General features: G+C 43.6%; 24 protein-coding genes. 20 read left to right on the forward strand and 4 right to left on the reverse strand.

Going from position 1 to position 26,266, the window contains the following annotated elements; translation table 11 throughout:
• Window positions 1-6 precede the first annotated feature (6 nt).
• The 4 genes from FIV04_RS21905 (at window position 7) to FIV04_RS21920 (ending at window position 3,383) form a co-directional block, all read left to right on the forward strand.
• A complete protein-coding gene (locus FIV04_RS21905; protein ID WP_152470538.1) occupies window positions 7-912 on the forward strand; it encodes an AraC family transcriptional regulator in 906 nt (301 codons plus the stop codon).
• A gap of 205 nt (window positions 913-1,117) precedes the next feature.
• A complete protein-coding gene (locus FIV04_RS21910; protein ID WP_032552930.1) occupies window positions 1,118-1,654 on the forward strand; it encodes a type II secretion system protein in 537 nt (178 codons plus the stop codon).
• A gap of 232 nt (window positions 1,655-1,886) precedes the next feature.
• Complete coding sequence (locus FIV04_RS21915; protein WP_152470539.1) at window positions 1,887-2,648, forward strand: hypothetical protein; 762 nt, start codon at window positions 1,887-1,889, stop codon at window positions 2,646-2,648.
• A 108-nt stretch (window positions 2,649-2,756) separates the two neighbouring features.
• Entirely contained in the window at window positions 2,757-3,383 is a 627-nt protein-coding gene (locus tag FIV04_RS21920; RefSeq protein ID WP_152470540.1) for a LysE family translocator, read from the forward strand.
• A gap of 65 nt (window positions 3,384-3,448) precedes the next feature.
• Here the strand turns inward: FIV04_RS21920 and FIV04_RS21925 are convergent, their stop codons facing one another.
• Window positions 3,449-4,822: an MATE family efflux transporter gene (locus FIV04_RS21925; RefSeq protein WP_152470541.1), complete on the reverse strand. Its 1,374-nt coding sequence runs from the start codon at window positions 4,820-4,822 to the stop codon at window positions 3,449-3,451.
• Between the two features lie 224 nt (window positions 4,823-5,046).
• On the opposite strand from FIV04_RS21925, the gene FIV04_RS27400 reads away from it, so the two are divergent.
• The 6 genes from FIV04_RS27400 to cobA all read left to right on the forward strand — a co-directional run bounded on the left by FIV04_RS27400 (window position 5,047) and on the right by cobA (window position 11,570).
• Window positions 5,047-5,394, forward strand: a complete 348-nt coding sequence (locus FIV04_RS27400; protein WP_367618267.1) for a DUF6404 family protein — start codon at window positions 5,047-5,049, stop codon at window positions 5,392-5,394.
• A 41-nt stretch (window positions 5,395-5,435) separates the two neighbouring features.
• On the forward strand, window positions 5,436-6,152 hold the full coding sequence (locus FIV04_RS21930) for a class I SAM-dependent methyltransferase (protein ID WP_152470542.1): 717 nt from the start codon (window positions 5,436-5,438) through the stop codon (window positions 6,150-6,152).
• A gap of 529 nt (window positions 6,153-6,681) precedes the next feature.
• Complete coding sequence (gene nirB / locus FIV04_RS21935) at window positions 6,682-9,240, forward strand: nitrite reductase large subunit NirB (RefSeq protein ID WP_032552472.1); 2,559 nt, start codon at window positions 6,682-6,684, stop codon at window positions 9,238-9,240.
• Window positions 9,241-9,255: 15 nt separating this feature from the next.
• Window positions 9,256-9,579 (forward strand): nitrite reductase small subunit NirD, encoded by a 324-nt coding sequence (gene nirD, locus FIV04_RS21940; RefSeq protein WP_032552473.1) that lies wholly within the window; start codon window positions 9,256-9,258, stop codon window positions 9,577-9,579.
• Between the two features lie 115 nt (window positions 9,580-9,694).
• On the forward strand, window positions 9,695-10,501 hold the full coding sequence (locus tag FIV04_RS21945; RefSeq protein WP_152470543.1) for a formate/nitrite transporter family protein: 807 nt from the start codon (window positions 9,695-9,697) through the stop codon (window positions 10,499-10,501).
• A gap of 313 nt (window positions 10,502-10,814) precedes the next feature.
• The gene (gene cobA / locus FIV04_RS21950; protein WP_152470544.1) at window positions 10,815-11,570 is read left to right on the forward strand and encodes a uroporphyrinogen-III C-methyltransferase; all 756 of its coding nucleotides are present in this window, start codon (window positions 10,815-10,817) and stop codon (window positions 11,568-11,570) included.
• A gap of 18 nt (window positions 11,571-11,588) precedes the next feature.
• On the opposite strand, the gene FIV04_RS21955 is transcribed toward cobA, so the two are convergent.
• Window positions 11,589-12,035, reverse strand: coding sequence for a DUF4174 domain-containing protein (locus FIV04_RS21955; protein WP_152470545.1), 447 nt, complete (start codon window positions 12,033-12,035; stop codon window positions 11,589-11,591).
• Window positions 12,036-12,277: 242 nt separating this feature from the next.
• Here FIV04_RS21955 and FIV04_RS21960 point away from each other — a divergent pair, with 242 nt between their 5' ends.
• The 3 genes from FIV04_RS21960 (at window position 12,278) to FIV04_RS21970 (ending at window position 14,885) form a co-directional block, all read left to right on the forward strand.
• Window positions 12,278-12,751, forward strand: coding sequence for an NYN domain-containing protein (locus FIV04_RS21960; protein WP_152470546.1), 474 nt, complete (start codon window positions 12,278-12,280; stop codon window positions 12,749-12,751).
• Between the two features lie 80 nt (window positions 12,752-12,831).
• A complete protein-coding gene (locus FIV04_RS21965; protein ID WP_032552477.1) occupies window positions 12,832-13,497 on the forward strand; it encodes a response regulator transcription factor in 666 nt (221 codons plus the stop codon).
• Entirely contained in the window at window positions 13,494-14,885 is a 1,392-nt protein-coding gene (locus FIV04_RS21970) for a sensor histidine kinase (RefSeq protein ID WP_152470547.1), read from the forward strand. Before FIV04_RS21965 ends, FIV04_RS21970 begins: the two co-directional genes overlap by 4 nt.
• A 69-nt stretch (window positions 14,886-14,954) precedes the next feature.
• On the opposite strand, the gene FIV04_RS21975 is transcribed toward FIV04_RS21970, so the two are convergent.
• On the reverse strand, window positions 14,955-17,012 hold the full coding sequence (locus FIV04_RS21975) for an EAL domain-containing protein (RefSeq protein WP_253895473.1): 2,058 nt from the start codon (window positions 17,010-17,012) through the stop codon (window positions 14,955-14,957).
• Window positions 17,013-17,217: 205 nt separating this feature from the next.
• Window positions 17,218-18,519, reverse strand: coding sequence for a dicarboxylate/amino acid:cation symporter (locus tag FIV04_RS21980; RefSeq protein ID WP_032552479.1), 1,302 nt, complete (start codon window positions 18,517-18,519; stop codon window positions 17,218-17,220).
• Between the two features lie 548 nt (window positions 18,520-19,067).
• On the opposite strand from FIV04_RS21980, the gene FIV04_RS21985 reads away from it, so the two are divergent.
• The 7 genes from FIV04_RS21985 to FIV04_RS22015 all read left to right on the forward strand — a co-directional run bounded on the left by FIV04_RS21985 (window position 19,068) and on the right by FIV04_RS22015 (window position 26,257).
• Window positions 19,068-21,179, forward strand: coding sequence for a TonB-dependent siderophore receptor (locus FIV04_RS21985; protein WP_152470548.1), 2,112 nt, complete (start codon window positions 19,068-19,070; stop codon window positions 21,177-21,179).
• 175 nt (window positions 21,180-21,354) lie between these two features.
• Entirely contained in the window at window positions 21,355-22,122 is a 768-nt protein-coding gene (locus FIV04_RS21990; protein WP_152470549.1) for a DUF3450 domain-containing protein, read from the forward strand.
• Window positions 22,122-23,495 carry a MotA/TolQ/ExbB proton channel family protein gene (locus FIV04_RS21995; RefSeq protein WP_152470550.1) on the forward strand — a complete coding sequence of 458 codons (1,374 nt, stop codon included), beginning with the start codon at window positions 22,122-22,124 and terminating at the stop codon, window positions 23,493-23,495. The genes FIV04_RS21990 and FIV04_RS21995 overlap by 1 nt, the downstream gene beginning before the upstream one ends.
• Window positions 23,495-24,043, forward strand: a complete 549-nt coding sequence (locus FIV04_RS22000; RefSeq protein WP_150896366.1) for a MotA/TolQ/ExbB proton channel family protein — start codon at window positions 23,495-23,497, stop codon at window positions 24,041-24,043. The genes FIV04_RS21995 and FIV04_RS22000 overlap by 1 nt, the downstream gene beginning before the upstream one ends.
• Window positions 24,040-24,444 carry a biopolymer transporter ExbD gene (locus FIV04_RS22005; RefSeq protein WP_152470551.1) on the forward strand — a complete coding sequence of 135 codons (405 nt, stop codon included), beginning with the start codon at window positions 24,040-24,042 and terminating at the stop codon, window positions 24,442-24,444. The genes FIV04_RS22000 and FIV04_RS22005 overlap by 4 nt, the downstream gene beginning before the upstream one ends.
• Before the next feature lie 17 nt (window positions 24,445-24,461).
• Window positions 24,462-25,082 carry an energy transducer TonB gene (locus tag FIV04_RS22010; RefSeq protein WP_152470552.1) on the forward strand — a complete coding sequence of 207 codons (621 nt, stop codon included), beginning with the start codon at window positions 24,462-24,464 and terminating at the stop codon, window positions 25,080-25,082.
• Window positions 25,079-26,257, forward strand: a complete 1,179-nt coding sequence (locus tag FIV04_RS22015) for a hypothetical protein (protein ID WP_152470553.1) — start codon at window positions 25,079-25,081, stop codon at window positions 26,255-26,257. Before FIV04_RS22010 ends, FIV04_RS22015 begins: the two co-directional genes overlap by 4 nt.
• Window positions 26,258-26,266: the final 9 nt, after the last annotated feature.

Raw genomic sequence — 26,266 nt, forward strand, 5'->3', positions numbered from 1 at the left:
GTGATTATGACCAAGAAAGTACAGATAAATACCATCTCTGAGTTACACCAGTTTTTAGGACTACCGAAACCGACACACCCTTTGGTGACATTGATTGATCAATCTAAGATCACGCGAGAGTTCAACGAACATCTGACTCTGGGGTTCGGTCTGTACTTTATTTCACTCAAGGATGGCGCCAACTGCAGCATTGGTTACGGGCAGACAACCTACGATTTTGATACTGGCACTATGACATTCTTCGCTCCTGAACAAGAAGTGAGTATTGCTCCTAGCGAACATGTTGAGGACTCAATCGGTTGGACGTTGGCTTTTCACCCACAGTTGATTGCTAAGTCGGATCTTTATGGAAAAATGCTCGACTACACCTTCTTTGAGTACGAGAGTAACGAAGCGCTGCACTTGTCAGAGCGCGAAAGAACCATGGTGACAGATATCGCGCTCAATATTGGCAACGAAACAGAAGCTAATATCGACAAGCATACTCAGTCATTAATTTGCTCCAACATCGAGCTACTTCTTAAATACTGTAACCGTTTTTATGATCGCCAGTTTATTGTGCGTGCAGACTTGAACCATGACCATATTCACCGTTTGAGCAAATTACTCGCCGATTACTATCAAGGCGACAGACCTTTCGAGCTTGGTATTCCTACGGTTCAATATTGTGGTAAAGAACTTGGGCTTTCTCCGTATTATTTAAGCGATCTGTTAAAGAAAGAGACCGGAAAAAACGCGCTAGAGCATATCCATTTGTTTGTCATTGAGCGTGCTAAGACACTGATGGCTGAGACAGAGCACAGTATCACTCAAATCGGCTATGAGTTGGGTTTTGAGTATCCTCAACATTTCTCCAAGCTTTTTAAAGCAAAAACCGGTGTAAGCCCTCGAGAATTTCGCAGCTCTATTTAATTAAAACTCGACAAAACTCAGCGAGGTTACGTAATACGCGACAGCTTCCTAGGTTTCTTCATTTCAAGACTGCGGTCAAATTGCGATTGACGACTTATGTCTTCCTCAGCAATGACAGTGTATAGTTTTAGAATATTCATTCAGGTTTTTTATTGAATTTGCTGTTATTGGTAAGTGTGTTATGAAGAAAAATGGATTTACTCTCATAGAGTTGATTGTCGTTGTGATTATACTCGGCATCCTCGCTGTGACAGCTGCACCAAGGTTTTTGGGAATCCAAGAATCAGCGCGAGAAGCAGTTTTAGAAGGCGTTGCAAGTGCAATGGACAGTGTGAACGCTCAAGTTGTATCGAAAGCCATTATTCAAGGGCTTGATCCCAGCGCAGAGAATCCAAGTGATCAAAGCAACTACGTGATTGATTTTGGCATCGGTAGTGTTGAAGTCGATTGGGGCACCTTATGTCCAGAAAGCCGAGGCGAGTCGGGCGATAAGCTTAACATGCTCGATTTCCTAACATTATCTGACGATGAAAGTTTGACGTCGGAATTTGGTAACCGGCACACAGTGATTGGTTACACCCATTCATTCACGCAAGCACAGCTTGATAGTACCAATATTCCTGATGCAGACCTCCCTTCAGGTTGCTATGTTATTTACGACTCTTTTGGACGTTCGGATGGTAGCAAATGCCCGGTAGGTGGTTGTGAGTGTACAGTTCGTGTTGTTAATGACGAATGCTAAATAGAACTTCTTTTTAAATGACGTCGCGCGTTACTGCCTTTGGTTGTAACGCGTTTTTTGTTTTCATGGGGTTGATCTTCCAACTAGCTAACTTTAAACCTCAATCCGTACAGTAACTTGGTCAAGTTTTCCCGTACAAATGGTTATCCTATACACAGAATTTATAAATTAGACTTATTCCATCGTTTGATTTTCGTTAGGTTGATGTGACTCAACAAGCGAGAAAAGAATTATGGATAGACCAACATTATTACTAGAGCGCCTAAACCAGATAGGTGCATCGTTAGAAAGGACAGGTAAAGCACACGCTCTGCTTGGGCTCGGCTCCGTAGGCTTAGAGCTAGAGCGATTAGATGAGTATTCTGACATTGACTTCTTTGCGATTGTCCAAAAAGGCCATAAACGAGAATTTCTAGACAGCCTTGCGTGGTTATCCGATATAAAGCCGATTGATTACGCGGTAAGAAATACAGTCGATGGCTACAAAGTGTTGTACAGCGATGGTGTTTTCTGTGAGTTCGCTGTGTTTGAGCCGGAAGAGTTAGCGGGTATTCCTTTTTCAGAAGGTCGTATCGTTTGGCAACAAGCTGATTTTAATACTGATTGCTGTGTGCCACCAAAGCAAGAGCAGAATCAAGATAACGACTTAGAGTGGATCATTGGAGAGGCGATGACAAACCTTTATGTTGGAATGTGTCGTTATAATCGAGGTGAGAAGCTATCTGGCATGCGTTTTGTCCAGTCTTTTGCTCTTGATCGTCTAATAGAGTTGGCAGAGCGAATCGAACAACCTAATCCAGCGCTAGTAGATGTGTTTATGGCGGATAGAAGATTAGAAGCTCGTTATCCAGAGTTTTCCAAGATGCTCCCATCATTTACTCAAGGCTATGAGTTTACGCCGGAGTCTGCAGTCGCACAGTTGGAGTTCTTGAATACGTACTTTAGTGTTAATCAAGCGATGCGAACTAGAATCCTTGAGCTGTGTAATCAATGATTAATTACCTGTGTCAATGAGTGGTTAGATGTTTAATCTTTACTCAATAGTAAACTCCGTGTTAGCTTCAAAGTTCTTCTAGCACATGTATAAAAGGAGGAGCGGAAGATGTCATTTGAAAGTGCAGTTACATTTTTTATAGCCATGTTTGTATTCGGCATTACACCAGGACCGGGCGTGTTTGCCATATTGGCGCGCGGTATGGTTCACGGTTGGAAAAAGTGCATCACTCTTTCGTTAGGAATGACATGCAGTGACATGATTTATCTCGTGCTTGCCTGTTTTGGTTTAGCAACGGTTGCAGAAAATTGGTCATTCGCCTTCGAAGTGATTCGTTACGTTGGTGCTGCTTACTTGATTTACCTTGGGTACAAGATGTTCAGAAGCCTGCCTGAAGTGCAGGGATCGGCAGAGCAAGCTGCTAAGCAAAGCCAAAAGTCAGCACTGGCAAGTTTTGCGCAAGGCTTTTTAATTTCTGCGTCAAACCCGAAAGTGATTCTTTTTTACATTTCGTTCTTGCCAACGTTCATCGATCTTACTGTACTACGTTCACAAGATATCGTACTAGTTGCTATGTTAGCGTTTGTCGCTCTAATGACGGGCTTGTTGCTGATTGCGATGGGGGCGGGTCGAATGGTGACATTGTTGAAAACGCCTCGTGCTCACAAAAGGTTAAACCAGAGCGCTGGTGGTATCATGATTGCCGCAGGTTCCTATTTAGCAATTAACCGATAGTTATCATTAAAACTCATTAAAAAAGGCGATCCAATGGATCGCCTTTTTTCTAATCTTTTTGTGACCTATGCGGCGCTTAATGTTTCCATATCACGGTTTTTAATTACGTAACGCAATCTAAACAGCATCAAGCCTGCAGCGACGGTTAACCCTGTTAAGATGCCTACCCAAAAACCTGTCTCGCCCATAGCCGGAACTACATAGTCGGTGAGTCCGAGTACCATACCCATCGGCAATGCCAAGCCCCAGTAAGATGCAATCGCTAGAAACATTGGGATTTTAGTGTCTTTGTATCCACGTAGAGCACCATTCGCCGATGTTTGCAGCGCGTCACTAAATTGGTACATGGCGGTAAAAACAAGCAGTGTGGCTGCTGTAGCACTTATGGTTGGATCCGTCGTGTACAGTCGAATGATCCAATCAGGAAACAGTAAGAAAGTCGCAACTGATAGGAGTGAAATCATTGCCGCTACTAAAATGCCGATTTTACTGCGCTCAATCGCACTGAGTTCGTTCTTCTCACCTAGGGCATGACCAACGCGAATGGTAATGCCAAATGAGATGCTCATTGGAATTACGTAGGTCATGCTCGAAATATTCAGTGCAATTTGTGCAGCAGCAACGTTTTCGGCACCAATACGACCAATCATAAGCGCAATAACCGCAAAAATACTGCCACACACCGCAATGTTCATTCCGATAGGTAAGCCAAGCTTTAGCAAGTGAAACATCTCTTTAGCTTTAGGTGCTGCGTCAGAGAAGTTGATAATCGTCTTGTAATGATGATGTGCGCGGATGTATGAATAGAGCATGCCCGACATCATCCAGTACACCAAACTTGTCGCCCAACCACAGCCAACAGCGCCCATTTCTGGGAAACCAAACTTACCGTAAATCAGAACGTAGTTAACCGGTATATTCACCAATAAGCCAATGACGGAGATGATCATCGGTACCTTAGTGTTGTTCATGCCTTCACAGAAGCCATTCAAGGTGTAGAACAGAGCAATGCCCGGTACACCAAAGGCCAGTGCGAATGCATAGTCACTACCAATTGGTATGATCTCTGAAGCAACACCAATCCACTCCAAAATAGGTTTGGCGCTAACAAGGTAAGCAATCAGTATGACGCTAGCGATCAGCGCTAGCCAAACCATCTGGAAGAACCCGACAGAGACACTTCGAAAGTCTCTTGCGCCTCTGTGGTACGCCACTACCGGTGTTAACGCCATGATAATACCGCGTAATAATAGCAGTACAGGGATCCAAAGGCTGGTTCCTAAGGCAATGGCAGCAAGATCTGCAGGACTCACCTGGCCAGCCATGGTGGTATCCACAAAGCCCATCGCTTGTGTTGCAATTTGAGTCAGAATGATTGGAATCGAAAGCTGCATAAGAGCACCCGATTCGCGAGTAAAAGGACGTAGTTTGTTCAACATGAGTGTAAGAAACACCAATATAAATGCACCAATGATGGCAGGATGGCGAATGTGCATTTTAGGGTGTGCCCGTTAGGCGGCGTCAATATAAACACCTTACCGTACACGGTCAAGTGTTGGGTTTATGGTCGCTTGTTCAAGCGATAAATAAAAGTTTGAAGAGCCTCGAAATGCGCGTTGGTTTAGTCTGATAATCTCCTTGATTTGACTGAGGGACAGCACTAATGATTGAGCGGGAAAAGCTTGCAAGAGCTGACACTTACTTACGTTCTGTCGGGTTGTCATGTAACACAGACAAAACAATTTTATACCGATTTTTAAGAAGTAGAGGCGTCGCGTTGAAGCCCGTTTATTGGGAATCTTTTCACAAAAACGTGGTATTGAAATTCACTGAATTCTTCATTGTGTATCTTGCTATTACCTATCTCTTTAGTTTGGCTCAGGATGAGGCGAGATTTATTGATACTTTCTTTAGTGCCGTTTTCGTCAGTTCAGTATTCTCCTTTGTTTTAAGTCTCTATTATCATTTTCAATCTAGAAGAAATGGCCTGAAAGATTGGAGCAATATATAGAAACGGCAAGGGTTGATTTTTGTAAGCTAGGAGAGATTCTTATGAGCGACCAATATGATTCAGAAACATCTAAACATTATGCTGCGTATCGTCCACCGATACATGGAAAAATATTGGAACACGCTTTAAGAGAAACAAGCCAAACAACATTTAATCTAGGCTTGGATATAGGGTGTGGTACTGGGGTCTCAACAGAAGTACTACGTCAGCATTGTGCAAACGTGGTTGGTATCGATCCGAGTATTGATATGCTCACAAAAGCGCAGCGTCAAACAGGTGTAAGTTTTGCCCAAGGAAAAGGGGAGTGCATTCCGCTTGGCGCAAAATCTGTGGACATCGTAACTTTCGCAGGTTCACTCTCTTATGCAAACAAAAGCTTAGTAGTGTCTGAATTACTTCGTGTTTGTCGCCCTAACGCGTTTATTGTTGCTTACGATTTCAAAGTGATGTTATCTGAATTTTTGGACCGCTTAGGTGCACAACTTCCACCATCTTCTTCTCAATACAATCATGCTGAAAACTTTACGGGTTTTAATGACCTTTATGAGCTCAAAGTTTATGACGGCGATATCACGATAGAAATGAGTGCCAAGCAGCTTTCTCATGTGTTGTTCTCCTCTACCAAATATTACAAGGTTCTTGTTGAACGCTTCGGTGCTGACGATACTTTTACGAAAGTCGTTGAAGCGCTAGGAGAGGATGAAACTCATCACGTCAAAGTAGAGACTTACTATTCAACCTATCAAGTGAAAGCGTGACTATAAGATCAGCAGTATGGATTGGATGGAATTTGAATCTAGGTTTGGTTCTTCTGCTGTTGAGATAGAAAGGTTGAATCTTGAACTACCCGTTAGTCCAATGTTTAAATCAACCTCAACTTTACGCCATTACATAGAAAACTCTTTTAACTAACCACCCGCAGTAAGCTCTGCTGAAGAACCTTTCATATTGGCAAACACTTTGTCACGTAACTCGATAAATTTTAAAACAATATGTCATCATTTAGCACCTAAATGAAAATGATTGTCATTTAATTTCTTTTTGAGTTACTCTATGTGAAATTTTACTACAGAGTAATATGCTTTAAGTTGAGCATTGAAATGGCATTTAACCATAGATAAAGTCAGGTTATACGTTTGCTCTGGTCTATTTTTAATCGGTTATACCTCTTTTGTTCTACCCCTTTCGGGTAGTTCATTTTCGTAATTGATTTACATCATATTTTCATTTTCTTTCATAATTCATTATTCGCTCAGTTAAGAAAATTATAACCTTTCAGGAATTCTTATGAGCAAGATGAAGCTAGTCGTAATCGGTAACGGGATGGTAGGCCATCGCTATATCGAAGATTTAGTCGAGAAGACAGACGTAGCCAACATGGACATTACGGTGTTCTGTGAAGAGCCACGTGTTGCGTATGACCGCGTACACCTTTCTTCTTACTTTTCACACCACACAGCAGACGAACTTTCTTTAGTTAAAGAGGGCTTCTACGAGAAACATGGTATCAACATGTTGATCGGCGAACGCGCTATCACAGTAAACCGTGAAAAGAAGATTGTTTACTCGAGCTCTGGTCGTGAAATTCAATACGACAAGCTAATCATGGCGACGGGTTCTTTCCCATTCGTTCCACCTATTAAAGGCCGCGAGAGCAAAGACTGCTTTGTGTACCGTACTATCGAAGATCTTAAAGCGATCGAAGCGTGTGCGAAGAAGAGCAAAGTCGGTGTTGTAATCGGTGGTGGTCTTCTAGGCCTTGAAGCAGCTGGTGCTCTAAAAGCACTGGGTGTAGAGACTCATGTGGTTGAGTTTGCTCCTAAGCTAATGGCTGAGCAACTGGACCAAGCGGGTGGTAACCAACTTCGTCAAAAAATCGAAAGCATGGGTGTGAAAGTCCACACTAGCAAAAACACGCTTGAAATTGCTCCTGAAGGTAAAGAAGCACGTAACGTTATGCGTTTTGCAGACGGTACAGAGCTAGAAACTGACTTTATCGTATTCTCTGCGGGTATTCGCCCTCAAGATAAACTTGCTCGCGACATGAAGCTAGACGTTGCTCCACGCGGCGGTATCGCTATCAACGATTTCTGTCAGACTTCTGATGACAGCATCTACGCTATCGGTGAATGTGCGTCTTGGAACGAAACTTTCTACGGTCTAGTTGCGCCAGGTTACAAGATGGCGACGGTAGCGGTTGACCATATCGTTGGTAACGATAGCAAGTTTGAAGGTGCTGACATGTCTGCGAAGCTTAAGCTTCTGGGCGTGAAAGTAGGTTCAATTGGTGATGCTAACGGCCGTACTCCTGGTTGTAAGAGCTACGTTTACCAAAACGAAGAGCAAGAAGTTTACAAACGTCTAATCGTTTCTGAAGACAACAAGAAACTGCTTGGTGCAGTAATGGTTGGTGATACGTCTGATTACGGCGATCTTCTACAGCTTATGCTGAACGAAATCGACCTACCAGAGCACCCAGATGCACTAATCCTACCTGCTCACGCTGGTGCAGAGAAGCCAACACTAGGCGCTGACGCACTACCTGAATCTGCAGTTATCTGTTCTTGTTTTGATGTTACAAAAGGCAAGATTGCAGAAGCGGTTGCTCAAGGTCACCATACTATCGGTGACATCAAAGCAGTAACGGGTGCTGGTACTGGTTGTGGTGGTTGTATCCCTCTAGTGACTTCAGTTCTAAATGCTGAGCTTGAAAAAGCAGGTGTTGAAGTGAAAGACGACGTATGTGAGCACTTTGCTTACTCTCGTCAGGAGCTATTCCACCTAGTACGCATCGGTGAAATCAAGTCGTTTGAAGAGCTACTTGAGAAGCACGGTACGGGTTACGGTTGTGAAGTATGTAAGCCACTTGCTGGTTCTATCCTTGCCTCAAACTGGGGTGACCACATCCTTAAGCCGTCTCTAGTTAAGCTGCACGATACCAACGATAACTTCCTAGGTAACATCCAAAAAGATGGTACTTATTCTGTTATCCCACGTATGGCAGGTGGTGAGGTGACGCCAGCAGCTCTAGCAGCATTGGCTAACGTTGCAGCAGAATACAACCTATACACGAAAGTGACAGGTGCTCAACGTATTGGTCTATTCGGCGCTCAGAAAGATGATCTTCCAACAATCTGGAAGAAACTAATCGAAGCGGGTTACGAGACTGGTCAAGCTTACGGTAAGTCACTGCGTATGGCTAAGACATGTGTCGGCTCTACTTGGTGTCGTTACGGTGTTCAAGATTCTGTTGGTCTTGGTGTAATGATTGAGAACCGTTACAAAGGCATCCGTACTCCTCATAAGATGAAGTTCGGTGTATCTGGCTGTACTCGTGAGTGTGCAGAAGCGCAAGGTAAAGACCTTGGTATTATCGCGACAGATGCTGGTTGGAACATGTACGTATGTGGTAACGGTGGTATGAAACCTCGTCACGCAACACTACTAGCAGGCGACCTAGACCAAGAGACACTAATCAAGTACATCGACCGTTTCATGATGTTCTACATTCGTACTGCTGCACCACTACAACGTACTTCAGTATGGTTTGAGAACCTAGAAGGTGGCATCGACTACCTACGTGAAGTCATCATGGAAGACAAACTAGGCATCAATGATCAACTAGAAGCTGATATTGCTGGCCTAATTGAAAACTTCAGCTGTGAATGGACTGACACTATCAACGACGAAACACAATTGAAGCGTTTCTCTCACTTCATCAACTCTGATGAGCGTGATGACAACGTAATGTTCGTAACTGATGGTCGTGAGCAACACCGTCCAGCGACATTTACTGAAAAACACCCAGAAGCGAAGGGCGACATCCTTCACGTAGCGGCAGAGTAATAGGGGAACGACATCATGGCATTTACAAAAGTTTGTAAAATCGAAGACATCATCCCAGGTACTGGTGTTGTGGCACTGCTAAACGGCGAGCAAGTAGCAATCTTCCGCCCACGTGCAACAGAAGAAGTGTTCGCAATCAACAACATGGACCCATTCTTCCAGTCAAACGTGCTTTCTCGCGGCCTTATCGTAGAGCACAAAGACGAGCTATGGGTTGCAAGTCCGCTGAAGAAGCAGCGCTTCAATCTAGCGACTGGCCTATGCATGGAAGATGAGCGTATGAGCGTGAAATCTTACAAAGCACGTGTTGTTAAAGGTGCAGTAGAAGTCGCGGCGTAATCGCTAAGATTTGATAGTTCAAGGGCTCTAGCGAGTAATGATTGTCATGACGACAACTAGAGCCTTTTCCTATCCAATTTTAACTTTTATTTTTAACTTTTAGTAAGGGCAATTTATGTCTGCTTTAAAACCTGTAGAATTCGTACAAACCATGATCGATGTTGGTGAAGCGAAAACAAAAACAAGTACTCGTGATCTTATTCTACGAGGCACGATGGCTGGTGTGATCCTTTCACTTGCTGTTGTAGTCGCGATTACGACTATCGTACAAACAGGTATCGGTATCGTAGGTGCCCTAGTGTTCCCAGTGGGCTTTGTGATTCTAAGTATCATGGGCTACGACTTGGTAACGGGTGTATTCGGTCTAGCGCCACTGGCTAAGTTCGATAATCGTCCAGGTATCACTTGGGGTAAAATCTTCCGTTGTTGGGGTCTTGTTGGTCTAGGTAACCTGCTTGGTTCTCTACTTGTAGCATTCTTGGTTGGCGTTTCTCTAACAGGTAACTTCTCTCTAGATCCAAACGCAGTAGCTCAAAAGTTCATTGCGGTTTCAACTGCACGTAGCCTAGGTTTTGAAAACATGGGTATGGACGGATGGATTACGTGTTTCGTACGCGGTATCTTCTGTAACCTAATGGTTTGTCTAGGTGTAATTGGTAACATGACTGCGCGTTCTATGCCTGGCAAAGTTGCGATGATGTGGTTCCCAATCTTCATCTTCTTCGCACTAGTGTTTGAGCACACAGTGGTAAACATGTTCCTATTCCCACTAGGTATGATTCTAGGTGCTGACTTCGGTATTGCGACTTGGTTGAACTTCAACCTTATCCCAACAATCCTAGGTAACATCGTTGGTGGTCTAGTGATGACTTGTATCCCACTTTACCTAACTCACGCTAAAACAGCGCCAGCGATTAAATAATCCTGACCTGAGTGATTAAGCGAATGAATTAACGGAAAGGCCCTACAGTATACTGTGGGGCCTTTTTAGCTTCTTTACCTCGTTTATCTTCTTAATCTCGTTTGCCTTCTCTAGCATCGTTACCTTCTTTGGTTGTGAACATCAATATTCACTATGCTTTAAAGAGTACGACAGCCAGTGATAAAAAATTGCAACGAGAATAACCAAAAACGTTAATTCAATTAGTTATGAAATATGCAAAAACTGTGATCGACGAGATGTTTTCTTGTTGATACAGTGAATTACAGCAAAATAATTAAAATAGGCGTAAGCAATGAGTGAGCAAGCAGTAGAAAAAGGTTTCGTTTCTTTGGTGGGTGCCGGTCCGGGTGACCCTGATTTATTAACCGTTAAAGCCGCACGAGTGATTGAACAAGCTGACGTTGTGGTATATGACCGCCTCGTATCTAAGGCAATCCTAGCAATGGCTAACCCAGATGCAGAGATGCTTTATGTTGGTAAAAAATTAGATCATCATTGCGTACCACAAGATCAAATCAATCAACTACTTGTGACTAAAGCTCAAGAAAACAAACGCGTTGTACGTTTGAAAGGTGGTGACTCATTTATTTTTGGCCGTGGTGGTGAAGAGTGTGAAACCCTTGCTGAGAATGATGTTGCTTTTGAGGTTGTACCTGGGATTACGGCTGCTGCTGGAGCGACTGCTTATGCAGGTATCCCTCTAACGCATCGCGATCACGCACAAAGCGTACAGTTCATTACGGGCCACCTTAAGAAAGACGGTGAAGATATTGACTGGAAATCACTGGCTCAACACAACCACACCATCGTTTTCTACATGGGACTGAAAGAGAGTCCAAATATTCAGAAAAACCTGACTGACAACGGCATGCGTCAAGATATGCCTGTAGCAATTATCGAGAATGGTACTCGTCAGGAACAGAGGGTGTTTAGAGGTGGCTTGAGCGATTTGGCTGAGCTCGCTTCACAAGCTAAGAGCCCAGCATTGATTGTCGTTGGTAGTGTTGCTCAACTGCACGAGAAGCTGGCTTGGTTCAACCAACAATAACAACTTCTATTTGCTTGCCTAAATGCTGCAGCGGCTGGATTGTCGCTGCATCTCTTGCTGGCGCATCGGCATTTGGTCGATGAAGTTAGCTAAGAACGCCCAATCGGTCGTGCCACTCCATCGGTGTTTCTCTTTACCATCCTTGCCAATCAGAATCCCAGTGTGCTTACCCTTGGGGATCTCATAGATTTTCTTAACCGCTTCTAAGTTGAACTCTTCTTTTAGCCAACTCGGCATGGTGTAACCGTTTTCGGCAATAACCATAACTACAATGTCGCGTTCATCGATTTGGCAGTTGTTGATCAAAACACTGTTCATAAACTCTTTGACCTTAGTGTCTTGGTCTGGAGCGAATAAGATAACGCTGCGATGTGGCAAACTGTGTGAGTGTTCATAGGCCGGGTAGGCGAGGGCAGTGTGAGAACAAGCAACGATGCTTGCAATAGCGAGTAATCTTCCTAACATCCTATGACTCCTTTCAAACAACGCGTGTTGTTGCTATGGAAAAACGCTTTAAAAAACTATTTTTGAAAGCGAGAACAACAAACTCTGCACAATAATCAAGCAATGATTAAATGCCGATACGTAAAGCATAGTTGATAGGTTCAAAATCAACGATAAGCGACTCGCATTTATTAAGCAGATCGAATAGGGTAAAGGCTTATTTTTAAGAACCAAATAAAGGCATAGCGCCACAGGCACCATACATGGAAAATATTGCGATTCTGGTTGATGTTCAAAACGTGTATTACACAACAAGAGATAAGTATCGAAGCAATTTCGATTACAACCAATTTTGGTATGTGGCAACCACGGGGCGAAACGTCGTATCAGCTAATGCTTACGCAATTTCTAGCCAAGATCCAAAACAGCGTCAGTTCCATCATATCCTCCGAGGGGTGGGTTTCGGTGTAAAACTAAAACCTTTCATTCAACGACGTGATGGCAGTGCTAAGGGCGATTGGGATGTCGGTATTGCGTTAGATGCAATCGAGTTGGCGGAGTCTGTCGATACGATCATTCTGGTTTCTGGTGATGGGGACTTCGAGATCTTAGTTGAACGTATGAAATCACGCTTCAATACAAAGGTGGAAGTCTATGGTGTACCGGGGTTAACAGCTCAAAATCTCATCGATTCTGCAACAAAATTTGTTCCAATCGAGAAAGATCTCCTAATGTAGCCAAATAGTGCAATTTTATAATTGAAATCAATTTTATGATAATTAAAATGCAAACCATTATTATTTAATAGGTGGTGGTGATGTCTCGCATTTTAGTTGTTGACGATGATATTCAGTTATGTGAATTGCTCTCTGAAGTGTTAGAAGCAGAGGGTTATCATGTTGATAAGGTCCATTGTGGCGAGAGTGCATTGGAGTTTATTCAGCAGAATCCGGTAGATCTGGTTCTACTAGATGTGATGCTGCCGAACCTTAACGGGTTACAGGTGGCAAGACGCATTTGTCAGCGTTTTGCGACTCCAATTCTTATGTTAACAGCGCTTAATGATGACGCCTCCATGCTAGATGGTTATCAAGCGGGTGCCGACCAGTATATAGCTAAGCCATTCAATGTGCCTGAGCTTCTGACTCGTATTAAAGTGATTCTTCGTCGCGTTGGATTCGAACGTCAGCGTCAGTCTGTTGCGAGCTCGAACGAAGGCTTGTGTGAGCAATTGGCTCGTATCCCTTTGACTGGAACAGAAAAAGACCTGCTTGATTATCTGATTAAGCATAACGGCATTGTTGTTTCTAAGTCTGATCTTCAAGTTCACGTGCTTAAGAGAGAGTTGTGCCCATTCGATCGCAACCTTGATATGCATATCAGCAACATTCGTCGTAAGTTAGTACAGGCAGGTATTTCAAAGCAACACATTAAAACTGTGCGCGGCAAAGGCTACAGTTACTTAGAGTCTGTAAGTGCATGAGTTCACGTTATTTTCGTTGTCCTTCTTCTATTGAAAAACGTAAGGACGGTTTGACGTTTCAGCTGTTTGCCTACCTAACGATTATTATTGTCAGCATTTTTATCTTTCAGGGTATTGCGGAAAAGGCGTTAATGAGAGCCTTGCTAAAAGTTCCGGAGTCAGTCAAGTCAGATATGTTAGATCTGGCTTACCAAGCCGATATCTTGATTGAAGAAGGGGATATGGATGAATTGGCGGATTGGGCCAACGCACAAGAGTACTATCTATTCGTGCTCGATAAAGATAAACATCCAATCACCCATCGCCACATGCACCCACACTTTGAGTTCAAATTGAGGTTCTTAAGGGATCTGGATCACCAGCTTGATGCGCAAGTAAATCAACCTATTCTTGGTATTCCTTTGAAACATGACAATCTGTTAGTGGTTCAGTTTCCTAGGTACTTTCACCCTGCTCATACCTTTTCGACTTACTCTTCATTGATGAAGGTGTTTATTGCTTTTGTCATTTTGATTTTGTTCTCTCAGATCCTCTCAAGGCGTCTCCAACAGCCTTTAGATCGATTGCGCGAAGCAAGTCGTCGATTAGCGCAAGGTGATTTCTCTGTCGAGGTTGTGTCTGAGTTGAAATCGAACACTCGTGAATTTAACGAACTAGCAAGCGACTTTGACCATATGACACAAGAGATCAAGTCGCTGGGTGAGAAGCAACGGCGTCTAATTCGTGATGTTTCTCATGAGCTAAGAACCCCACTGGCAAGACAAAACTTAGTGTTGCACCTGCTACGTAACAGTGTTGAAGATAAATCGGTGCGCCTGATTGATAGACTTGAGAATGAAACCAAGGAGATGAATGACCTCGTTGGCGAAATTCTCGAATATAGCCGTTTAGAGAATGCACGCTATGACGCTGATGTGACTTCTATGAACGTTGAACATTACTGTTCTCTGCTGGTTTCTGAAATGCAACACGACATTAAAGGTGAGCAAACGCTGGTGGCTCATTTGTCGAATCAGACACCAAGTGTTGACCTTGATGAAAGGCTTGTCCTTCGTGTAGTGAGAAATATTGTTGGTAATGCCATTAAATATGCAGGACCAGAAGCGCGTATTGCATTGACCACGTATTACTACGAAGAAAGTTCGACCAAGCGTTACACTGTCATTTCAATAGAAGACAATGGTCCAGGTATTCCAGATGAGCAACTTTCGAGTGTGTTTAGCCCATTCACTCGCCTAGAATCAGCGCGTGATAAAAAGTCAGGCGGTTATGGTTTAGGCTTAGCTATCGTTAAAGAATCGATGGCAGTGATGAATGGTCATGTAAAGGCGGAGAACAAATCGGAAGGAGGATTGAGGATCAATCTTATGTTCCCAGTACAGCCATGAATTAAAAAGAAAACGCGATAGATGACATGAAAGCGGCTCCTGTATTAAGGGGCCGCTTTGGTTTCTACTCTACGCCGCTGTCGCGTTGGCTTGTTTGACATAATGCTGCAGCGCTGTGAGAGACAGCGACTTCGAATAATACCAACCTTGTATCGAAATAGAGTCGTCCTGAGGAATTAAATCGAGTTGCTGTTGAGTTTCAACACCTTCCACCACACAGCTTAAATCTAGCTCTTGAGCGACTCTTAACATTGCGTAGAAGACCCGTTTGCCTTTTTCGTTGTCTAGCGCTAACACAAAGCTACGGTCAATTTTAATGCAGTCCACATCAAACTGATTCAGATAGCTCAAAGATGAAAAACCAACGCCAAAGTCATCTAGGAAGATCTTACACCCGAGCTTCTTGAGGCGTTGTAGTGATTCCAACACTTTAGTTGTGTCTGTAACTAAGCTTTCTTCAGTGATCTCAATACTGACCCATTCGGAGACGGGCTCAATGGTTCGACAAATACGGTTCATTACCTCTTTATCTAATAGAGTCTCAGGTGTGATGTTGATGCTGGTCGGTAGCACGCACTGATTTACTTGAGAGACCTTGAGGTCGGACACCACTTTTTTGACCGTCCATAAATCGATATCTGGCATCATGTTCGCTTGCTCGAAATAAGGAAGGAATGCACCAGGGTAGAGTATCTCACCGGACATTGGGTCTTTAGCTCGAATTAACGCTTCGCACGAAATCACTTTGCCTGATGCGGTTTGAACTTGAGGCTGATACTCCATACAGAAATCGATTTGAGCGTAGCGGCGTAAACCTTGTTCTAATTCCAGCGTCGCTTTTTGCTTGCTTACTTTTTCGGAGACTCTATCTGCGCTCAAAACGTCGGCTTCTTCACGACGTCTAGAGTAACTAGAGTCAAAAAATGGAAATGCGATGCGGTCGGCTAGATTGAGTTTATTCATTCGCATTACAAATGGCGTGTAAATAGCAAGGTCAACCAAGATCAGTAAGCATTGCAGTAACACCGCATTGAAATCCCCCTGAGTCGCCAACCAGCCGTTAAAGAGTACCGGGCTACTGAATGGGACAACAACCGATGGTATCGTCACAAGACCCGCAGTGAGTACCGTATGAGATATAACTAAGTTAACGACAGGAACAATAAGGAAGGGCCAAAACAGTCGCGGATTAAAGATGATTGGAAGCCCGAACAATAGGATCTCATTGATGTTTAAAAGTACCAACGGTAAGGCGGCTATCGCGATCAGTTTGGAGGCTCTGTCTTTGGCAAAGAACAGCAGTGAGATCACTAAGCCCAATGTGCCACCACAACCGCCAATAAAAACAAAGATAGCCATCATAGAGTGATTCACTGCCGGGGTGTTTTGAGTCAGTGATGCTTGCTCAGGCACCGCTGCAATCAAAACATCGATCCAAGGTAACAGTGCGTAGTAACCATGGATGCCGATAAACCACAAGAAGGAGTTAAATAGTGAGTACAAAACGCCGAATGCTAGCGAGGAGTACTCGAATAGCTGGTCAAGGCCACCAAAATCGAGGAAATAACTGAAGAGTGATACAAGCAACCAGCTGACGTTTAACATTAAAACTGCAGCAATGATTGAAGGCACAATAAGGTTTAGTGAATCTTTTACCGTTTTTCCTACTTGTTCACTTCTTACAATTTTTAGCCATTTCTTTCGATAGAAGAAAGCAATCAGCGGAATGCTATAGAGTGGAGTTACTACCGAAATGATGAGTTCAAACGTAACTTTTACGTCAGAGAATGTCTGATGGAAGAGCGCCAGATAGACAATAGAAATAAGTGCGATAGGTGGGCGAGGTAGACGCCATTGCATCGCTAAGATGTAAGAGAGCGCAGCAGTCAAAAGGATAGGGAATATTGTATTTAACTGATGAGAAGCGTTATAGAGCGTTTGAACCCAATATCTATTTTTGCCAACGGTAAACTCACCGATAGAGGCACAGAATAAAATGAGAGAAGAGATCATCAGGCAAGGAAGGATCCAAAGAAGCCCTTCACGTATCGCAAGCATCTGATTCGCTAATACCAATCTTGCTGTTGGTAAGAATCGTTTTCTGTTGTTTGTAAGCTCTTGATCCATATGAGCACTTATACCGAGATGATTTAACGGTTATTGTACCAATTACTCGAGAGCTATCTATGATTTTATGTAAATATGAAGTAATGATTTTCATATATGAGACATATGTTTACAGCTAATTGAGAGTGGTTGGTTATGGATGGCGAAAGTAAAACAAAAACGCCGCTCCATGAGAAGCGGCGTTGCGTTATTTTGTGAAAAGAGATTATGCTTGGCGAGCTAGATTCACTTGCTCTTCTTTTTCACCTGCTGCAGGGTCGTTGAAGCGTGCTTCGTCGAATGCACCTTCTGACTTAGCAACAATAATAGAGACTGCGCTATCACCTGTAATGTTTACTGCTGTACGGATCATATCCAGTAGACGGTCAACACCCATGATAAGAGCAATACCTTCTAACGGTAGACCAACTTGGTTAAGAACCATTGCTAGCATAACCAGACCAACACCAGGAACACCTGCTGTACCTACAGAGGCTAGGGTAGCTGTCATGATAACCATTAGGTAATCAGTCATAGATAGGTCGATGTTGTACGCTTGTGCGATGAACGCTGTTGCAACACCCTGCATGATAGCTGTGCCGTCCATGTTTACTGTCGCGCCTAGAGGAACAGTAAACGAAGCCACTTTGTTATCAACACCCATACGGTTCTTCGCTGTTTCCATTGTTACAGGAATTGTCGCGTTTGAAGAAGCCGTAGAGAATGCGAACATGATAGCGTCTTCCATTTTACGTAGGAACGTAATTGGATTTAGGCCAGTAAAGCCTTTTAGCATTAAGCTGTAAGTCACTAGACCGTGAAGTACAAGAGTACCCGCAAGAACTAGGAAGTATTCAGCAAGGTTCCAGATCGCACCCAAGCCAAGACCAGAGAACAGTTTCGCCATCAAGAAGAACACACCGTAAGGCGCTAGGTTCATCAGTAGCGCAACAAGCTTCATGATTACTTCGTTAAGATCTTGGAATACAGCTGCAATACGTTCACCCGGCTTGCCCGCTGCACTAATTGCAATACCAAACAATACCGCGAATACGATTACTTGAAGTGTTTTACCTTCTGCCATCGCTTGGATAGGGTTGGTTGGGAACATGTCGATGATGACTTGGCCTAGAGAAGGCGCATCAGCTGATTTGAACGAGCTAGCTGCGGTTAGATCAGCACCAGCACCAGGCTGGAAGAAATTACCGATTGTTAGAGCAAGGGTAATTGCAACCGCTGTAGTACCAATGTAAAGAGCCAGTGTTTTACCGCCCATACGACCCAACGTAGATAGGTCTTTCAAAGAACTAGTACCGCATACTAGTGATACAAAGACCAAAGGAACAACAAGCATTTTTAAGCTGGCAACAAAGATTTTGCCGCCGACTTCGAATAGTCCGTTAACAATGTATGTATTAACAAAGCCACTTTCTGCAAATAGGGATTGAATGGCGAATCCCACTAAGATACCTGCGACCATACCGAGAATAACGCGGCCGGTCAGAGACATAGGTTTCTTGGTATTCATTTAGAACACTCCTTTTAATTATAACTTTGAGACCTTTCAAAGTGAGCGGCAGATTAGCAGTCGCAAGATTAAATAAAAAAACAAAATTGTTGGACAGAATTATAGATGTGATCAAAGTCACCTGATTTTTATCGGTAAAAACAAAATAAACACAAAGTTAGATCATTATATTTAACATTTGTTACTGATTTTTAATGGCTTTCTCAATAATCAGTGAAGTGGATCGAGTTACATATGAAAGGATGATTTCGTATCGACTTAACGGCTTTTAACGCATGATTGCGGCTAAAATCGCACTGATTCGACATTTAAGTGAATAATGCGTGAATCCAATATCGGTAACTGAGTAAATAACCTAATAAAACGGGCAGTTACCGCAACGCCTTTACATAACTTTACAAATGCAAAGATTGTAAATTTAATGCAAATAGTAATGGTTATCACTTATATTCCCCTCCGAAATATTCAGTAGTACCGGAAACGGTAGATCAAGCAACGTACCGAGAGGACAGTTGTTTGAATAATAAAAAAGAGTCGGAGAAAAGGACATGTTTTCAAAAAGCCCATTGGCTTTGGTGATTGGCGCAGTATTGGCGTCACCAGCTGTATTAGCAGAAACAGCAAAAACAGATGAGCATATGGTTGTTGAAGGCCGTGACTACGGTTACAAGGCAGACACTAACACAACAGCAATGCGCATGGAGACAACTCAGCTAGAGACTCCCGGACAAGTTTCAATCATTGATGAGCAAATTATCGATGAGCAACGTGCTAGCACGCTAGGTGAAGTACTAAAGAATGATGCTTCTATTTCTGCAGGTTCGAAATCGACGAACCGTGAACGTTTTAGCCTTCGTGGTTTCTCTCTTGAAAGTAGCTCAGGTTACCTGCGTGATGGCGTACAACACTGGTCACACTACCGCCAACCTGTTGAACTGTTAGAAAGAGTAGAAGTACTGAAAGGCCCTGCAGGTCTACTATATGGTAAGTCTGCACCGGGTGGTCTTGTAAACATGGTAGCTAAGAAGCCTACTTACGAGACTCAAGTGAACGTTAGCCAAGATATCGGTTCTGATAACTACACTCGCACTGTTGCTGACGTGAGCGGTTCTCTTAACGATGATCAAACACTTCGCGCTCGCGTAATTGTTTCTCAAGAAAATCAAGATTCATACCGCACTCGCTTTGATGGCACTGATGTAGAAACAGAACGTTTTGTTGGTGGCTTATTCGTTGATTACGACATTAACGAAGATGTGATGCTTTCTCTACACTACGACCGTACTCAAGAGCTAGGTGATCTAGACAATGGTTCAAAGATCGATACAACTACGGGTAAAGTGATCAACCCAGATATCGTTAACGACCAACGTTTTGCGCAGACAGACAACGATGTAGCAAACTACGGCGCAACGATTGCGGCAAACATCAACGAAACGTGGTCTGTAAAGACGGGTATCTCACGTCAGTTCTACGAGCGTCAACGTACAGAGTCTAACAATACTGTCTATCAAACTGGCAGCGAGTATGGCTACAAAGTTTCGGACCGTCATGACGAGTGGACATTTGACACAGCTTACGTTGATTTCACTGGCGACTTCGATGCATTTGGCGTAAACCACCGTCTACTAGTTGGTGCTAACGGTCTTCATTACGATTACAAGCGTCTGTACGCATCAGGCTACGCATGTAAAAATGCAACAGAAGCGGAAGCGATCAAAGAGTGTGGTAACGGCTTCGACATGCCATCGGACATCAGCTATAAGAATGATACCTCAGTATCTCATTCTGAGAGCCAACACTACGGTCTATATGTACAAGACTTAGTAACTCTAAATGAACAGTGGCAGGTTCTTGCGGGTGTTCGTTTCGCTTACGATAAGACAATCAGCAGCTCTGATAAAGAAGAAAGCTACAACAACATTCTTCCTAAAGCGGGTCTAATCTACTCGCCAGCAGAAAATGGCTCTATCTATGCTGTTTACTCGGAGAGCTTTGAGCCAGTAAGTGAAATTTCTGATTCAAGTGATGTTAACTTCGGTAAAGAGCAAGATGCGAAGAAAGGTACACTTTACGAAGTAGGTACTAAGTGGGAGCTATTCGATGAGCGTTTGTTTGTTTCTGGTGCACTATTCCAGATCACGCAATCGAACATGCAAGTTACAGAAGACCTAGCAACTCCAGTAAATGGTGCTGACCAAATCACAACGCAAGTGGGTGAACAGGTTCACACTGGTGCTGAGCTTGCTGCGACGGGTTACTTAACAGAAGCATTTTCTCTAAGCGCTTCAACAATGTTCCTAGATGCAGAATACAAAAATGATCCTGCACTAGAAGGTAAAACGCCAGCAGACGTGCCTGAGTTCACTGCTAGCATTTGGTCTACATATGCATTCAATAACGGTACAGATGTAAACCTAGGTATTTACCACGTAGGCGAGCGTTATGCTGAGAGTGCAAACACGTTCAAGAAAGATGCATATACTCGCGTAGACATGGGTGTGGCACACACGTTTAAATACGACGAGAACCTAGACTTTGTAGCTCGTTTCAATGTAGAAAACCTATTTGATACTGACTACCTAGAGGGTGGTAGCACAAGTGGTGTAGTGGTTGGCGAAGGCCGTAACTACATGGCTACGCTACAAGTTAAGTACTAATTTGTTAGCAAACAATAGACGTTAAGTTAATGAATAGGGGGAAGTTTTGGCTTTCCCCTTTGTTCGTTATTTTTTTACAAAAATATCCCTAGCCAAGTGAGTGACTTTTAATGATAATGAGAGTGCTTATCAATAAAATTCATTTGAACTTCTTCTAAAGTAATTGACGACAACTATGAATCTTCTAAAAACCAGTCTTGCCCTAGCGATTAGCATGATGGCAACGTCTTCAATAGCAAGCAGCTTAGATCAAGCGCAAGCTATCCAAAACAAGACCAACAACGCCTCGGCTGCAAGCCAAAAGGTTATCGATAAAAGCTCTGAAACGAGCTTAGCCCTCAAAGCGGAAATTGAGCGCTTACAGGAAGAAGTGAAAAACTTAGAAATTTATCACGACCACCTAGCTGCCTTAGTTGAAAGCCAAAACAAAGAAGCCGACAGCATCAATGCTCAAATCGACGAGATCAAATACACTCGTCAGGGTGTTGTGCCGCTGATGTATCAGATGATTGATGGCCTGCAGGTATTGGTCGAGAAAGATGTACCAATTAAGAAAGAACAGCGCCTAGAGCGTGTCGAAAAGCTTAAAGCGATGATGACGCGTGCAGATGTAAGCGACGCGGAAAAATACCGTCGTATTCTTGAAGCGTACCAGATTGAAATGGATTACGGCATCAAGCTAGGTGTTTACCAAGGTCGTATCGAACTTAGCGACAACAAAGTGATTGAGGCAGACGTACTTCATTTAGGTCGTGCTTCGCTCGTTGCTCGTAACCTGAATGGCACTCAGTACTGGTCTTGGAATCAAGTAGCAAATCAATGGCAAGCTCAAGATTCTTCGATGAAATCTGAGCTAGACAAGGCTTTTGATATCGCAAGCCAGCAGGCGGCGCCAAGCCTGATCACTCTTCCTGTATCTCTGACTGTTGCGGAGGCTAAATAATGAAACTGAAACCTTTAGCAACCTTACTTTGTATCTCTACACTGACTCTTTCTGGCTTTGCTAACGCAAACACTAGCGAACTTGTTGGTAAAGCTGCGACTGAAAACAAAGCACAAGCATCCCATAATGTTGCTCGTGAATCTGGCTTTAAACAGACAGAGAAAGAACTGAAAGCGCTTCGCACTCAACTTGAAGCAAAGCGTAAGCAAATCCAAGAGCAGACAGATGTTCTCACTAAGACGTTTAGTGACAATGAGAACACGTTAGCACGCCTTGAAGAGAAGCTACGTCTAGAAACAGGCAGCCTTGGTGAACTGTTTGGTGTTGTTCGTCAAAATGCCAAAGAGCTTGAAGTTGAGCTTCACAACACGGTAAACAGTGTTGACCGCGCAGAATACACTTCAACCGTTGACGAAATCATCGACGCGAAATCTCTTCCTTCTATGCCGCAACTTACCGCATTGTGGTTAAGCATGTCTGAGCAGATTCAAGCGAGTAGCGAACTGACGAAGAGTAAGATCGCATTCATCGACGGCGAAGGTACAACGAGTCAAGTTGATGCTTATCGTATTGGTTCATTAGGTCTAGTGACAGACCAAGGTTACGTTAACTGGAACACACAGCGTAACGACGCTATTGCTTACTTTAAGCAACCGGATAACGGCCCAACGCTTGCGTCACTGAGCACACTGGCGTCGGGTACTCCGTCGAACATCGTTGTCGATCCATCTCGTGGTTTCATGCTGGAGCAGCTTGCACTAACACCAACACTTCAAGATCGTCTAGAAGCAGGTGGTGTTGTTGGTAAGGTGATTCTTGGTCTACTTGCGATTGGTCTTATTATTGCGCTTTTCCGTGGCATCGCACTGGCGGTTGCTCGACAAAAGATCCGCTCTCAGCTTAAGAAGCCAGAACAACCAGGTAACAACCCTCTAGGTCGTATCTTATCGGTATACAATAAAGAGCAAAAGCAAACTGTAGAAGCGTTAGAACTGCGTCTGCTTGAAGCGGTAGTAGATGAGCAAACGCATTTAGAGAAAGGCTTGTCGATGCTTAAGCTGCTTGCAGCACTGGCTCCAATGCTTGGTCTATTGGGTACTGTGACAGGTATGATCGAAACTTTCCAAGTGATTACTCAGTTTGGTAATGGCGATCCGAAAGTCATGGCTGGTGGTATTTCTATGGCACTGGTTACGACAGTTCTTGGTCTTGTTGCTGCAATGCCACTGCTATTGGCTCACAACTTATTGAGCACTCAATCAGAGAATATTCGTAACATCCTTGAGAAACAGGGTATTGGTTTAGTTGCTGAGCAAGCTGAAAAAGCGACTCAACCAAAGTCGGATGTTGAGCCAATAGGGACAGCAGCGTAATGGATATCTTGTTGTCTAGTCCACTATTTTCCAGTGACTGGCTGCTATCCTTGTCTGATTTCATGGAGCAGGGCGGTTTCGTCCTGTGGTGGTTGGCTGCTGTTGTACTCGTATATTGGGTATTGGTGGTTGAACGCGTTCTTTACTTGGCGTTTTATTTCCCAAAACAGCGTAAAGCCTGGATTGAACAATGGAATGAACGACATGACCAATCGTCTTGGCACGCGAAAGCGATTCGAGAAGGTTGGCTGGGTCAAGCAAGCCTATTACTTAATCAGAACTTAAACTTCATCAAACTCTTAGTTGCAATCTGTCCAATGCTAGGTCTGCTTGGCACAGTAACGGGCATGATCTCTGTGTTTGATGTAATGGCGACACAAGGCAGTAGCGATCCTAAGCTGATGGCTTCGGGTATCTCTCTAGCTACACTGCCAACAATGGCAGGTATGGTTGCGGCCTTAGCGGGTATGTTTGTTCATGCTCGTTTGGCGAAAGTATGCAGTCGCTTAGAAATAAAATTAGAAAAATCATTAAGGAGTCAACGATGAGACTCGGAAGACGTCATTCCAAAAACGAAGAGGCTCAAATCGACCTGACTTCGATGCTTGATATTGTATTTATCATGCTTATCTTCTTTATCGTGACGAGCTCATTTGTACGTGAGTCTGGGGTGGAAGTTAATCGCCCTCAAGCATCCAACGTTGTTAGCCAAAAAGATGCGGGTATCTTTGTTGCGATAACATCAGCGAATGATATCTACATTGATAAACGTCTGATTGATGTTGAGCGTGTGCAAGCGACCCTTGAACACTTGCTGCTTGAGCAACCTGAAGCATCACTTGTTATTCAAGCGGATGAGCATGCTTATAACGGCACAGTTGTTAAGGTGATGGATGCAGCGAAAGGTGCTGGCGTTAAAAACATAGCGCTTGCCGCTGATCAGCGATAGCGTAGGGGAGTTCGCCGATGATTCGCTTATTTCTCGCTCTACCTATCGCCGGTGCCTTAGGTTTGGCTCTATTCTCGTTTATGGCTTGGATGGTGGACAATGGTCACCAACGTGCTCCTGAGAAAAGTGAGAGCCTAACCTTCAACATGGTGATGATGGAGCAAGAACAAGAAGTTCAGAGAAGACAACGTGCCGTTCCAGAGCAACCAGAGATGCCAGAGCCACCACCAGAAGCTCAAGCCTCAACATCGCAAGCGAACGTTACGCCTTTGAATACGATGTCTTCATTACCAGCGTTGGATGTGGACACTGCAATCGAAGGAGTTGCTATTAAAGCGCCAACGTTTTCGGATATCGGTACGAGTCAACAAGTGATGCCTCTGTATCGTGTTGAACCTCGATATCCAGCCAAGGCACTAAAGCGTGGTGCAGAAGGTTTTGTTTCGTTGAGTTTTACTATCGATGAAACTGGACGCCCAACAAATATTCAAGTAATTGGTGCTGAACCTAGGCGTATGTTTGAACGCGCAGCCATGCGTGCGCTCAAAAAGTGGAAGTACCAACCTAAGATAGTCAATGGTAAAGCAGTGGCTCAAACAGGGATAACGGTTAAAATTGACTTTAAGATGGATAAATGATGAAAAAAGTATGGATGTTAGCAGGCCTGATATTGATGCCCTTTGTCATAGAAGCCAAGGAGCTTAGTCAATATACAGCTATACGTGTGCAGAAAGCTGGTCAGTTAGCGCAAGACGAGAAAATTAAAGAAGCTATAGAGGCTCTGGTTAGTATAGAAACTGAGCGAGCCTACGACAAAGCGTATATATCTTTTCGGCTAGGTAGTTACTATTGGCAAACTGATAACACATCAGCAGCGATCAAGCAGTTAACATATGCTGTTGATTCAGGGCTTCTTTTAAATGATCAACCTTGGTTTGCGCAACGAATGTTGGCTGATCTGTTGTTGAATGAACAAGAGTTTAAAAAAGCCTTACCTCATTACTACGAGCTGGTCAAAACTGTACCGGAGACTGAAAAGACAGATCAGCTTTGGTTACGTATTGCTCAAGTAGAGTATCGACTTGAGAGTTGGCAAAAAATTCTATCAGCGATTGCGAAATATGAGGAGTTCAACAAGGCACCTGAACTCCTGCCTTTATCACTTAAATTTAGTGCTCAATACGAACTTAAACAGTGGAAGCAGTCTATTCAAACGCTCGAAAGTTTGATAACTCTGCAACCGGACCAGGCCAAATGGTGGCGTTACTTGGCGAGTATTCAGATCACATTAGATCGTAGTCGAGATGCGTTGAACACACTCGCATTGGCTGAATTACAAGGTGTCGAGATCAGCGACTCTGATCGTCGTTTAATGGCACAACTGTATGCTAAACGTGGTATTCCAGAACGTGCCGCAAAAGAGATCAGTAAGCTGAGTAACGCATCGAGTGACGCGCAGCTACTTGCAGAGCAAGCAACGTACTGGCAATTGGCTCGTGAATGGGACCAAGCTATTGAAATCTGGACTCTTGCGGCTAAGCAGAAACCAAAATATCACTGGAATGTTGCTCAGCTGATGGTGCAACAGGGTTATTACAGCAAAGCCTTGATTGAACTGGATAAGGTTAAAGAGAAGGATAAGCAAGCGGATGTTGCGCTTGCTAAAGTTCGTTCTTGGTACAAACTAAAAGACCTTGAGAAAGCTCTGATTCACGCCAAGAAAGCAGAGAATCTAGAGTCTTCTAAAACGGCTCAAGGTTGGATCAAATACCTATCTCAGCTCCGCAGAGTGAGCAATAACGACGCTGTCTAACTCTCGAAG

This window comes from Vibrio sp. THAF190c (assembly GCF_009363355.1).
GTDB classification, from domain to species: Bacteria; Pseudomonadota; Gammaproteobacteria; order Enterobacterales; family Vibrionaceae; genus Vibrio; species Vibrio fortis_A.